The organism is Bradyrhizobium genomosp. I (2014), assembly GCF_000261685.1.
Lineage (GTDB): Bacteria > Pseudomonadota > Alphaproteobacteria > Rhizobiales > Xanthobacteraceae > Bradyrhizobium.
Genome location: NZ_AJQE01000016.1, coordinates 1 through 12,517, shown reverse-complemented (window position 1 = coordinate 12,517; position 12,517 = coordinate 1). Strand labels below are relative to the sequence as shown.

Annotated in this window: 12 protein-coding genes; 8 read left to right on the top strand and 4 right to left on the bottom strand. The window is 64.0% G+C overall.

Annotated features, from left to right (window positions below):
* Window positions 1-87 precede the first annotated feature (87 nt).
* Window positions 88-567, bottom strand: a complete 480-nt coding sequence (locus tag IC50_RS01225; protein WP_035699565.1) for an Lrp/AsnC family transcriptional regulator — start codon at window positions 565-567, stop codon at window positions 88-90.
* 144 nt (window positions 568-711) lie between these two features.
* Here IC50_RS01225 and ald point away from each other — a divergent pair, with 144 nt between their 5' ends.
* Window positions 712-1,827: an alanine dehydrogenase gene (gene ald / locus IC50_RS01220; protein ID WP_035699530.1), complete on the top strand. Its 1,116-nt coding sequence runs from the start codon at window positions 712-714 to the stop codon at window positions 1,825-1,827.
* A gap of 147 nt (window positions 1,828-1,974) precedes the next feature.
* Here the strand turns inward: ald and IC50_RS01215 are convergent, their stop codons facing one another.
* From IC50_RS01215 to IC50_RS01205, 3 genes are read right to left on the bottom strand one after another with little or no spacing between them, the layout of a single operon-like run.
* Window positions 1,975-3,885: a flavin-containing monooxygenase gene (locus IC50_RS01215; protein ID WP_035699528.1), complete on the bottom strand. Its 1,911-nt coding sequence runs from the start codon at window positions 3,883-3,885 to the stop codon at window positions 1,975-1,977.
* Entirely contained in the window at window positions 3,882-4,523 is a 642-nt protein-coding gene (locus tag IC50_RS01210) for a TetR/AcrR family transcriptional regulator (RefSeq protein WP_035699526.1), read from the bottom strand. The genes IC50_RS01215 and IC50_RS01210 overlap by 4 nt, the downstream gene beginning before the upstream one ends.
* The gene (locus tag IC50_RS01205; RefSeq protein ID WP_035699524.1) at window positions 4,520-6,013 is read right to left on the bottom strand and encodes an AMP-binding protein; all 1,494 of its coding nucleotides are present in this window, start codon (window positions 6,011-6,013) and stop codon (window positions 4,520-4,522) included. The genes IC50_RS01210 and IC50_RS01205 overlap by 4 nt, the downstream gene beginning before the upstream one ends.
* A gap of 173 nt (window positions 6,014-6,186) precedes the next feature.
* On the opposite strand from IC50_RS01205, the gene IC50_RS01200 reads away from it, so the two are divergent.
* The 7 genes from IC50_RS01200 to IC50_RS01170 all read left to right on the top strand — a co-directional run.
* Window positions 6,187-7,446: an ABC transporter substrate-binding protein gene (locus IC50_RS01200; RefSeq protein ID WP_035699523.1), complete on the top strand. Its 1,260-nt coding sequence runs from the start codon at window positions 6,187-6,189 to the stop codon at window positions 7,444-7,446.
* An 86-nt stretch (window positions 7,447-7,532) separates the two neighbouring features.
* Entirely contained in the window at window positions 7,533-8,435 is a 903-nt protein-coding gene (locus IC50_RS01195; RefSeq protein WP_035699521.1) for a branched-chain amino acid ABC transporter permease, read from the top strand.
* Window positions 8,432-9,451 carry a branched-chain amino acid ABC transporter permease gene (locus tag IC50_RS01190; protein ID WP_035699518.1) on the top strand — a complete coding sequence of 340 codons (1,020 nt, stop codon included), beginning with the start codon at window positions 8,432-8,434 and terminating at the stop codon, window positions 9,449-9,451. The genes IC50_RS01195 and IC50_RS01190 overlap by 4 nt, the downstream gene beginning before the upstream one ends.
* Window positions 9,452-9,583: 132 nt before the next feature.
* On the top strand, window positions 9,584-10,339 hold the full coding sequence (locus tag IC50_RS01185) for an ABC transporter ATP-binding protein (protein ID WP_035699563.1): 756 nt from the start codon (window positions 9,584-9,586) through the stop codon (window positions 10,337-10,339).
* Complete coding sequence (locus tag IC50_RS01180; protein ID WP_035699516.1) at window positions 10,336-11,049, top strand: ABC transporter ATP-binding protein; 714 nt, start codon at window positions 10,336-10,338, stop codon at window positions 11,047-11,049. Before IC50_RS01185 ends, IC50_RS01180 begins: the two co-directional genes overlap by 4 nt.
* A gap of 166 nt (window positions 11,050-11,215) precedes the next feature.
* Window positions 11,216-11,434, top strand: coding sequence for a hypothetical protein (locus IC50_RS01175; RefSeq protein ID WP_035699514.1), 219 nt, complete (start codon window positions 11,216-11,218; stop codon window positions 11,432-11,434).
* A gap of 111 nt (window positions 11,435-11,545) precedes the next feature.
* Window positions 11,546-12,517: YeiH family protein (locus IC50_RS01170; RefSeq protein WP_035699512.1), on the top strand; the 972-nt coding region annotated here is incomplete at its 3' end.

Here is a 12,517-nt window from a genome sequence, read left to right as displayed (position 1 = left end):
AGGATGCGTTGCCGCCGCTGGCCGATAGCGCCTAACGGATGACGGGTTGCTTGGTTCCCGACCGGTTCCCCGTTTGGACGGACGAGGTCAGCGCTTCGTCTCCCCGAACACCACGGTCGGCACCGCGCGGTTGACGATCTCGCGCAGCGCGAAGCTCGATTGCACCCGCGCGACGCGGGGCAGGCGGGACAGTTCGGTGCGGTGGATGCGCTCGAAATCCTGGATGTCGCGGGCGAGCACGATCAGGATGTAGTCGTCGGTCCCGGACATCAGGAAGCAGCGCACGACAGAGGGACACTTCACCACCTCCGCCTCGAACGCCTTCAGCGCATCGTCGCTCTGGCTCTCCAGCGCAATGCGAACCAGCACGGTGGTGGTGAGGCCGAACTGGGCGAGGTCGAGCGCGGCCTGGTAGGCCTGAATGTAGCCGTCGTCCTCCAGCGCCTTCTGCCGCCGTGCCAGCGCCGTGCTCGACAGGCCGACCTTGTTGGCAAGCTCGGTGTGGCTGGCTCGCGCATTGGTCGTGAGTTCCGCGAGGATGGCGAGGTCTTTCCGGTCGAGGGCCAAGGTTTCGTTTCCAGCGTCAAAGGGCACTTTTGCGCCGGAAACCGGCGCGCGCATGCCGAACCTAGCGGATATTTGCATGAAACCAAACGGGCACCGTCGCTACGATGAACGAGCGGAATCAGTGCGTTGGCAAGGGAGTTCGGGATGCGCATCGGTGTGCCCAGGGAGATCAAGGTGCAGGAATATCGCGTCGGGCTCACCCCGGGCGCCGTCCGCGAGTATGTCGTCGCCGGGCACCAGGTGACGGTCGAGACCGGCGCCGGCAGTGGCATCGGCGCGTCCGACGAAATGTATCGGCGGGCAGGGGCGTCCATTGCAGAGACCGCCCGCGAGATCTTTGCCAGGTCCGAGATGATCGTGAAGGTCAAGGAGCCGCAGAAGAGCGAATGGGCCCAGCTCCGCGAGGGCCAGATCCTGTTCACTTACCTTCATCTTGCGCCGGATCCGGACCAGGCCAAGGGCCTGATCGACTCCGGCTGCAGCGCGATCGCCTATGAGACCGTCACGGATGCGAGCGGTCGCCTCCCGCTGCTCGCCCCGATGAGCGAAGTCGCCGGCCGCCTCGCCATCGAGGCCGCCGGCGCCGCGCTCAAGCGCTCGGCCGGCGGCCGCGGCTTGCTGTTGGGCGGCGTGCCCGGCGTGCAGCCGGCACGCGTCGTCGTGCTCGGCGGCGGCGTGGTCGGAACGCAGGCTGCGCGCATGGCAGCCGGCCTCGGTGCCGAAGTCACCGTGATCGACCGCTCGATTCCGCGCTTGCGCGAACTGGATGATCTCTTTGCCGGACGCGTGCGCACCCGTTTCTCGACCATCGAATCGGTCGAGGACGAGGTGTTCGCCGCCGACGTCGTGATCGGCGCAGTGCTGGTGCCGGGCGCGAGTGCGCCGAAGCTCGTCACGCGCGCGATGCTGAAATCGATGCGACCGGGCGCCGTGCTGGTCGACGTCGCGATCGACCAGGGCGGCTGCTTCGAGACCTCGCACCCGACCACGCACGCGGAGCCGACCTACGAGGTCGACGGCGTCGTGCATTATTGCGTCGCCAACATGCCGGGCGCGGTGCCGGTGACCTCGAGCCAGGCCCTGAACAACGCGACGCTGCCGTTCGGCCTGATGCTCGCGAATAGGGGATTCGCCGCGGTGCTGGAAAATCCGCATCTGCGCAACGGGCTGAACGTCCATCGCGGGCGCATCACCAACAGGGCGGTGGCGGAGAGCTTGGGACTGGAGTTCGCTCCGGTGGAGAGCGGGCTGGCGGCGTAGAGGCCGCAACCTCCGTCATTGCGAGCGATAGCGAAGCAAATTCAGAATCCCCCCGCTGAAAGAGTCTGGATTGCTTCGCTACGCTCGCAATGACGATGTGGGACGAGCGCAACTCAAGCGTCGGCCAGATTCAGCGCTGAGACGGCCTTACAACTTCGTCAGCCTGTAGTGCCGCAGATCCGGATCGTGCGTCATGCGCCAGTAATCCACGAACCGCCACGGCATTGCCGAGAAAACGCGGCCGCTCGAATTGCGGTAGTAGGTGCTCATGCCCGGATGGGTCCAGATCATCGTCTCGTGCTCGGCATCGACCCTGCGGACGTACTCGTCGAGCACGTCCTGGCGGACATCGACCGCTGCGATGTCTCGTTCGATCATGTCGACCAGACACGCCGAGATGTAGCGGCTCTGGCATTCCGACTGGAATATGACGCTGCCGCCATGGGCCGGCCCTGAATTGGGACCGAGCATGCAGAAGAAGTTTGGAAAGCCCGGCACGGTGAGGCCGAGGAACGCGGTCGGATTGTCGTTGGCCCAGGCTTCACGCAAATCCTTGCCGTCGCGCCCGCGTATGTTGAGACGCGCGGCCATCTCCGTGACCTTGAAGCCGGTGGCGACAACGATGATGTCGGCCGGGCGCTGCCGGCCGTCGGCGGTGACGACGCCGCTTTCGTCAAAATGATCGATCGTCTCGGTGACGAGCTCGACGTTGTCTCGCCTCAAGGTCTTGAACCAGTTGTTGTCGAGCAGGATGCGCTTGCCATAGGGCGGATAGGTCGGCACGCATTTCTCGATCACGTCCGGCCGGCCCTGCAATTCCGACAGGATGAAGTCGGTCAGCTCCTGGCGGTGGCGGTCGTTGCCCTTGTTCACGGCGCGCTCGGGATGCGGCCAGGCCGGGTCCTTGCGGAGGAAGGGCAGGAGGCCATCGCCGTAGCGCCAGAACATGTTGAAGCGATACCACTGCACATAGAATGGCAGATGCGCCAGCAGCCAGCGCGCGCCCTCGCTGATCGGATCGGCATAGCCTTTCACCGGCCGCGCCCATTGCGCACTGCGCTGGTAGACCGTGACCGAGGCGGCGCGGCCGGCGATCGCGGGCACCAGCTGCATCGATGTCGCGCCGGTGCCGATCACGGCGACATGCTTGCCCTCGACGTTGATGTCATCGGACCACAACGCCGAATGCAGGATCGTTCCCTTGAAGCCGTCCTCGCCCTTGAAGTGCGCGCGGGAGGGATCGTTGAGCTGGCCGATGGCCGAGACCAGTGCGGTGGATTCGAAAATCTCTTCGCCATTCTTCGTTTTCAGCGTGGAGATCCAGCGCCGCCTGCCTTCGTCCCAGCGCGACGAGGTCAGCTCGGTGTTGACGCGCAGATGGCTGCGGATGTCGTATTCGTCGGCAACCTTCTGGAGATAGTCGAGCAGCTCTTCGCGCTGGCAGAAATAGCGCGTCCAGGCATTGCGCAAGCCGAACGAATACGAATAGGAGTGATTTGGCGTATCGACGCCGCAACCTGGATAGCGGTTGATCCACCAAGTGCCGCCGAGTTCTTCGTTCTTCTCGACGATGGTGTAAGGGATGCCGAGATGGCCGAGCGCCACGCCGAGCGCGATGGCGCAGACGCCGGCGCCGACGATCAGCACATGCTGGTCCGCAAGCTTCCCGTCGGGAGGGGGCGTCGTCCAGCGTGCCTCGCGCGCCACAAAGCCCATCTCTTCGCGCATCAGGGGCGCATATTCCGGCGCGACGTTCTCGCCGAGGCAGACGCGCATCATCCTCAGCAGCAATTCCTCGCCGGGGTCGTCGATGACAGGTTTTGGTATGCCATCGGCGAAGAGCTCGACGACCGCGGCACGGATCTCGTCCTGAATCTCCTGGGGCACGCCGGCTTCGGGATCGGGGATGAGGCGGATGTCGCGCTTGGGCAGGTACGGTGATTCGAGCCACTTCTCGTCGCCCGTCATGTGCACCAGCACCATCAGCAGGCAACGGATGTCACCCTCGGCTATGGTCGAGGCGAGGTCGAGCGGCTTGTGCGGAGATTCGATGTTCATGGCGTGTCCTGATCTCCGAAGGCAGTGAAGAGGCCGCGCGTCATCAGCTTGCGATAGGCGGAGATGACGTGATCGGGAACGGTCGTGACGCCGCCTTCCGAATAGGAATAGCGGCGGCTGAGATAGCCGCGCGCACCCATCAGCATGTGGACGATCGCCTCGAATTCCTCGTCGCTGTAATCCTCGATCGCGCCTGCAAGACGAGCCCGGCGCAGAATGCGGACATAGGCGACCGAAATGTTGTCGAGATGCTTCTGATACCCGGTCGGTGCGAAGAACTCGGCCTCGTTGAGGATGCGCAGAAATTCGGGCACCTCGCGGATGAAGTCGAAGAAGGCGGAGAACCGAGCGATCTCCTGCCGTGCCGCATCCGCCGTGCCGGTGCGAGCGCGGATGAATTCGACCATGTCGAGGCCGATCTTGGGCAGGAGCTGGTCGAGCAATTCCTGGCGGTTCTCGAAATGATTGTAGAATGTGCCCTGCGCGACGCCGGCGTGTTCGGTGATGCGGGCGACTGAGGCTTCGGCATAACCGTATCTGCCCACGACCTTGGTGGCGGCCTCGAAGATCTTCTGCTTGGTCCAGGCGTTGCGCTCGATTCGGTTGAGCTTCGTCACCTTGGCGTTCACTTGCGTCATTCAGACGTCTCCAGCTCGGCGCGCAGCACGCGCTTGAGGATCTTTCCGCTTGGATTGCGCGGCAGGCTGTCGCGGACGACGAGCTGTTTCGGCACCTTGAAGCTCGCCAGCCGCGCGCGGCAGTGTTCGGTGAGGGCAGGGAGGTCGAGGCTGGCGCCGTCAGCCAGCACGACGATGGCGACGGGACGCTCGCCCCAGCGTGCATCGCGCAGGCCGATCACGGCGACCTCGCGCACCTCGGGCAAATCGTAGATGACGCGTTCGACCTCGGAGGAGGCAATGTTCTCACCACCCGAGATGATCATGTCCTTCTTGCGGTCGGTCAGGTACAGAAAGCCTTCGTCGTCGAGATAACCGACGTCGCCGCTGCGGAACCAGTCGCCGAAGAAGGCCGAGGCCGTCTTCTCCGGATCCTTCCAATAGCCGCGCGTGATCTTGGGCCCCCGCAGGCAGATCTCGCCGTTGACGTCCGGCGGCAGGACCTTGCCGTCCTCGTCGCGAATCTCGATCTCGACATGGGCGATGGCGCGCCCCGTGGAGCCGATCTTCTCGATCTCGCGGCCGGCTTCCATGAAGGTGTCGCCGCCGACGGTTTCGGTGAGGCCATAGGCGTCGATGTAGCGCGCGTTGCGGAAGTATTCCGAGAAGGAGCGGATGCGTACCTCCGGCGTCTTCTCGCCGCCGCCGATCGCCCATATCAGGCTGGAGACGTCATAGCGATCTCGGGTGGGGCAGGTGAGCATCGCGGTGGTCATGACCGGCGCGAACCAGGCGGCGTTGAGCCTGTCCTCGGCGATTGCCGCGAGCGCCGTCTCCGGCTCGAAATTGCGTTGGATGCGGATGAAGCCGCCATGCCAGAGCACGGCGATGCCCGGCAGGTCGAGTGCGCCGACGTGATAGAGAGGGCCGACGACGAGAAGTCGCGTCTCGGCATTGAGGCCGAGCGCAATCGTCTGGTCGGCGGACTTCCAGTAGAAATTATCGTAAGAGAGCATCACGCCCTTGGGGCGATCGGTCGTGCCCGAGGTGTACATCAGCCGCATCAGGTCCGATGGCTGGCGCGGATGCATTGGCGCGGGCGCAGCGTTGCTTGCGAGACGCGTGACGCTGTCCTGCGCGGCTTCATCGAGCACGACGACCTTCGCGCCCGCGGCATTCGCCGCCAGCTCCTCGTCGACGATCAGCAGGCGCGCGCCGGCATTGCCGACGATGTAGCCGACCTCATCGCGCGAGAGGCGGAAGTTGATCGGCAGGAAGACTGCGCCGAGATGACTGGTGGCAAACACCAGCTCCAGGAACGCCGCGCTGTTCTTCATCAATACGGCCACGACATCGCCGGGGCCGATGCCCTGTGCAGCAAGCCACCCGGCGACCTTGCGGACGCGTGCATCAAGGGCCGCGTAGGAAATCTCCTCGCCGCGATATTTCAGCGCGGGGCGCTCTGGCGTGCGTCGGGCATGAAAGGCGATGAAGCTCGACAGATTGATCATTTTCGCTGGTTTCGGGCCAGTTGCCGGCCTCGTTTTCTCCCGTGATGAATTCTGACTCGTAATTCATCTTTGGCTTGACGTCACCCCCCTACCTCTGAAATCCTCGGAAACACGGAGACGAGACGATCTCCGACAGGGATCAGGAAACGCCGACCCGAAAGAGGGAGGGGAAAATGACGAGAACCCGCATGCCGGGCATCAGCCGCCGTTCGACACTGGCGCTGATGGGCGCCGGTACGATGAGTGTTGCCGCGCCCTGGGTGGCGCGTGCGCAAGCCAAGACCATCAAGATCGGAATGCCGACGATTTTGTCGGGCCGCGTCGCGCAGCTCGGCACGTCCTCGCGCAATGCGGTGATGCTCGAGATCGAGAAGGTCAACGCCGCCGGCGGGCTCGCCGGTCGGCAGATCGAGATGGTGATCCGCGACTCCAAGGGCCAGCCGCAGGAAGCCGCCCGTGTCGCGCGTGAGCTCGTCAACACCGACGGCTGCGAGCTCATGATCGATGCCGAAGCCTCCTCGGGCGCCTTCGCGGTGCACGAGGTCGCGCGCGATCTCGGCGTGTTCTGCATCCACACCAATTCGGAGACCTCGGCGCTGACCGCGGATCCCAAGCAGCACATTCCCAACGCGTTCCGCACCGCGCGGCAGGGCGTGCACGATTCCATCGTCGGCGGCAGCTATGCCGCAGCGATCGCCAAGGCAAAGGGTCTGAAGAAATGGGCGACCTGCTCGCCCGACTATGCCTACGGCCGCGACACCACGGCGGAGTTCACGCTCTACCTGAAGCGCTTCGCGCCCGACGTCGAGATCATCAGCGAGTCCTGGCCGAAGCTGTTCCAGCCCGACTACACCGAGGTGGTGACGAAGATCCTGCAAGCCAAACCCCAGGCGCTCTATTCCTGCCTGTGGGGCGGCGATCTCACCTCCTATATCGACCAGGCCAACATCTACGCGATGTTCGGCCAGATGGAAGTGTTCGCGGTCAATATGGCCGACTACACCGCGCTCACAGTGGTGAAGAACCTGCCCAAGGGCATCCACTCCGGCAACCGTTACATCAAGACCTTCCCGACCACGCCGGAGAATGCCGCCTGGGGCGATGCCTACAAGGCAAAGTTCAATGAATATCCGACCAACTGGTCGTGGGAGAATGCCACCGCAATCATGCTGATGGCGGAAGCTGCGAAGAAGGCGAACTCGGCGGACGGCAAGAAGATCGCGGAGGTGCTGAAGGGCCTCACCATCAAGTGCCCGTTCGGCGCCGACGGCACCGTGACCATGCGCGGCGACGATCACACCTTGGTCGGCTATGCCATCGGATGGGGCACCACGATCCCGCAGGAGCCCTATGTCCCCGAGGTCAAGGCCGGCGACTGGAAGACCATCTTCGAGCTGGAGGCCGAGTGGAAGAAGAGCAAAGGCTACACCTGATCACGCGCGGCGGGGACGGGTGACCGTCTCCGCCGTCGTCTCGTTTTCCGCGCCGTGTCGGGCGCGCCCACAATGGAAGTGATCCCGTGGACATCGACGCGCTTGCCGGCTGTCTCTCCAGTTCCGCCTGCCTGGTGACGCAAACCACCAGCGGCCTCATCATCGGCATGCTGCTATTCCTGGTCGCGGTCGGGCTGACCCTGATCTTCGGCGTGCTCAAGGTGGTTAATTTCAGCCACGGCGCCTTCTACATGTTCGGCGCCTACTTTGCGATGACGGCCTACCAGCTCACCGGCAGTTTTACGCTCGCGATGTTGGCGGGGGCGACCGGCACCGCCATTCTCGGATTGGTCTTCGAGCGCGTCTTCATGAGCCGTGTCTATGGCGCGGACGTGCTGATGCAGCTGCTCGTCTGCTATGCCTTCGTCCTGATCTTCGACGATGTCGTGCGGATCATCTGGGGACCGGAGTTCAAGTCGATGGGCATGCCGTCCGCGTTCCAGGTGATGCCGCTGTTCATCGCCGGCGGCGTGGTGCCTCCTTATTACCTGCTGCTGATCGGCGTCGCGCTTCTCGCGGCCATCGTGCTCGGCATCGGATTGTCGCGCAGCCGTATTGGCAAGGTGATCCGCGCGGCCGCGCACAATCCCGGCATGGTCTCCGCGCTCGGCATCAATACCGGCCTGATCTATGGCGGCGTGTTCGCGCTCGGCGGTATGCTGGCGGGGCTTGCAGGGGCGCTGGCCGCGCCGGTGCGTTCGCTGACGCCGGGGATGGGTTTTTCCGTGCTGATCGAATCCTTCATCGTCACGGTGATCGGCGGCATGGGCTCGATCCTGGGCGCGCTGATCGGCGCGCTGCTGCTCGGCCTCATCCGCTCGTTCGGCTCGCTCGGCTTCCCCCTGTTCACGGAAGGCCTGATGTATCTGTTCATGGTGATCGTGCTGGTCTCAAAGCCCACCGGCCTGTTCGGCAAGGAGGCGGCATGACCGAGCTGGAGGCCGGCCGCGCGCAAACGCTGGTACCGGTACGGAGCGCTGCCGCGTTGCAACGCTACCGCGACGTCCTGATCGCGCTGATCGCCTTCGCGGTGCTGGCGAGCCTGCCGCTGTTCACGGGCAGCAAGGCGCTGCTCGATTTCGTCATCCGCTGCTCGGCCTACGGCCTGTTCGCGACCTCGCTCAACCTCTTGGTCGGCTACACCGGTCTGATCTCGTTCGGGCACGGCATGTTCTTTGGCCTTGGCGCCTACAGCTTCGGCCTGATCATGCAGAAGCTCGGCGTGCCGATTCCGATGGCTTTCGTCACGACATTGGCCATCACGACGGTCGTTGCGGCAATCATCGGCGCGATCTGCGTGCGGCTGAAGGAGATCTATTTCGCCTTCGTCACGCTCGCCTTCCAGATGCTGATCCACTCGACCATCCTGTCATGGGCCTCGTTCACTGGCGGCGATCAGGGCCTGCGCGGCGGCATTCCGCGGCCCGTCTTTCTCGGCATCGATCTGTCCAATCACGTCCATCTCTATGTCACGAGCTGCGCGCTGCTCATCCTCGGCCTGCTCGCGATGCGCCAGATTGCACAATCGCCGTTCGGCTACACCTTGCGCATGATCCGCGACAACGCCGCGCGCGCCAGCTTCCTCGGCATCGACGTCTGGCGCGCCAAGCTCGCCGTATTCGTGCTGGCGGCGCTGTTCGCGTCAATGGGCGGCATGGTGATGGCGCTGTTCGTTTCCGGCGCCTATCCGGAATTCGCCTACTGGACCATCTCGGGCGAAGCCATCTTCATCAACATGCTCGGCGGCGTCTCGACGTTTCTCGGCCCGATGGTCGGCACCGTACTGCTGCTGCTGCTGAACGACACCGTTACACGCTTCACCGAGTATCACGGTATAGTGCTCGGAATCGTCATCCTGTTCTTCGCGCTGGGCCTGCGTAAGGGCCTGCTCGATTTCGCAGCCGACTGGTTCGCGCACCGGCGCGAGACGGGTGAGGGGCGCTAGCCATGCTCGGTGGATCCATTGCACAGTCATTTCGAGGCGCACGAAATGCGAACCCGGAATCTCGAGATTCCGGGTCTGGTCCTAACGGACCATCCCGGAATGACGGTGCCAGACAACGGCGCGAGGCGCACCATGCTTGAGATCCGCAACCTCGCGAAGTCCTTCGGCGGTGTGAAAGCGACCAACGACGTTTCGCTCGATTTTGCCGAAGGCTCGCTCACCGCGGTGATCGGCCCGAACGGCGCCGGCAAGAGCACCTTCTTCAACCTGATCACCGGCGCCTTGAGGCCGGACTCCGGTCAGATCCTGCTGCACGGCGTCGATCTCGCCGGTCGCTCGCCGCCGGAAATCGTCCGTCACGGCGTCGGCCGCGCCTTCCAGGTCGCAAGCATATTCAAATCGCTGACGGTGCAGGAGACCATGCTCGCCGCCGTCAGCGCCGACCAGGGCACCTCCGCGGTGCTGCACAAACGCTTTCCATTGCCCGAGACGCGCCACCGCGCCGAGCATGTGTTGGAGCTGCTGGGCCTCGCCGGCAAGCGTCACCGTACGGCCGCGACGCTGTCGCATGGCGACCAGAAACTGCTCGATATCGCGCTGGCTCTGGTGCTCGAGCCCAAGGTTTTGCTGCTTGACGAACCCACCGCCGGCATGGGCCCGGAGGAGCGCTGGCGCATGATCGACAAGGTGCGCGAGCTCTGGGACACCCAGAAGATCACTGTCGTCTTCATCGAGCACGACATGGACATCGTCTTCAAGATCGCCCCAAAAATTGTCGTGCTCTGCTATGGCCGTATTCTCGCGACCGGCACGCCGGATGAGATCCGCAACAACAGCGCCGTGATCGATGCCTATCTCGGCACCGAGCATGCGGGAGCCGCCGCATGAGCGAGGCGGTCATCGAAGTCGCCGATCTCGATGTCTACTACGGCACCAGCCAGATCCTGTTCGGCGTCGGCCTGTCGGTGCGGCAGGGCGAGACCATGGCGCTGCTCGGTCGCAATGGCGCCGGCAAGTCGACGACGATGAAGGCGATCATGGGACTGGCGCCGCCGCGGCGCGGCAGGGTCAGCCTGCGCGGCGCGGTGATCTCGGGCCTGAAGCCGCATACAATCGCGCGCGCCGGCCTCGGTTTCGTGCCGGAGGACCGCCAGGTCTTTCCGGAGCACACCGTCGAGGACAATCTCGTCATCGGGAAGAAGAAAGGACCGGACGGCCAGGACGAATGGCCGATCAAGCGAATCTACCAGGTCTTTCCGCTCCTGGAGCCGCTGCGCCATCGCATCGCCGGGCGCCTCTCCGGCGGCGAGCAGCAGATGCTGGCGATCGCGCGCACGCTGATGGGCAACCCCGCGCTGCTGCTGCTGGACGAGCCGAGCGAGGGGCTCGCGCCGATCATCGTGCAGCGGATCGGCGAGCTGTTGCGGCAGCTCCGCCAGCTCGGATCGACCGTGCTGATCGCCGAGCAGAACATGCATTTCTGCCTCGGGCTCGCGAGCCACGCCACCGTCATCGACAAGGGCCAGATCGTCTATGCCGCCGGGATCGACGAACTCAAGGCCAACGAGGCAATCCGGCGTCGCTATCTGGCCCTGTAAGTCGGGCGCCGGTGTCCAAATAGGCCGGAAGAAGAAAACTATTGTCCTGAGCTTGTCGGACGGAAGGAGTTTTCCTTCGAGAGGGCAAAAACGCCAATCGCTTCCATTGCCGTTTGAGGCCGAAACGACGACATTCCCATCAGAATTTGATGGATTGGCCAGAGCCATGGAACGTACCGGATTCGAACCCTTCGGCGAGCAATTGGTGTCTGCGACGGACACCCAGCCGCAGTCGCGTGCGTCGAAGCTTTTGCTGCGCGCCGGCACCGGACTGTTCTGGTCTCTGGTTGCGGGTATCGTGCTTGCCCGCGCCGCCTTCTTCGAGCCCGGCGTTTATGACGCCTTCAGCCGTGTCGCTTCGCTCGCCAAGAGCCTGATCTTCTGAGGCTGGCCATTCCGGGCTGAGGATAGAACTCCCCTCGGACCTGATATGTCGAAAACTTATTTCCCTATCGGGTCGCGCTGCGTATAAATCTTTCTCCCTAGGGAGAGATTTGTGTCGCAGAATCAAGCATCCAGCCCGGCCGACGCCAAGCCTGCCACAGCCGTGAGCCGCATTGCGGCGCTGATTCCCGGCATTGTTCTTTGCGTTCTGATCGCCGGCGTCTCCGGCCTGCTGGAGCGCGCCGAACTGGGTATGTTCGAGCATCCCTATGTCGAAGCGCTCGTCATGGCGATCCTGCTCGGCATGGCGCTCCGGAGCTTCTGGAAGCCGGCGCCCCGGTGGCAGGCCGGGATCGCCTTTAGCGCAAAGCAACTCCTCGAGGTCGCAGTCATGCTGCTGGGAGCCTCGATCAGCTTCGCCGCGATCGCCGCCTCGGGCGTCGCGCTCCTCGCCTCGATCGCGGCCATAGTCGTGATCGCGCTATGGGTCTCTTTCGGCCTCAGCCGTCTGTTGGGTCTGTCGACACGCCTGTCGATCCTGATCGCCTGCGGCAACTCGATTTGCGGCAATTCAGCGATCGCCGCTGTGGCGCCGATCATCGGCGCCAACAACGAGGAGATCGCATCCTCGATCTCCTTCACCGCCATCCTTGGCGTGATGATGGTGCTTGGGCTGCCGCTCCTGATCCCGCTGCTGCAATTGTCGGCCACGCAATACGGCATCCTCGCGGGCCTCACCGTCTATGCGGTGCCGCAGGTGCTGGCCGCTACAGTGCCGGCCGGACTCGTCTCGACCCAGATCGGCACGCTGGTGAAATTGATGCGCGTCCTGATGCTCGGGCCCGTCGTGGTCGGCCTGTCGCTGGTCGCTTCGCGCTGGCAGGCCGATACCAAGAAGACCAATGTCGGCTTCTTCCGCCTGGTCCCGTGGTTCATTCTCGGTTTTCTTGCGCTGGCGACCCTGCGCTCCCTCGAGATTGTGCCGGCGACAGTGGTCGGCCCCGTGACGAAGATTACCGGGTTTCTCACCGTGGTGTCGATGGCGGCACTCGGCCTAGGTGTCGACGTCCGCGTGCTCGCCAAT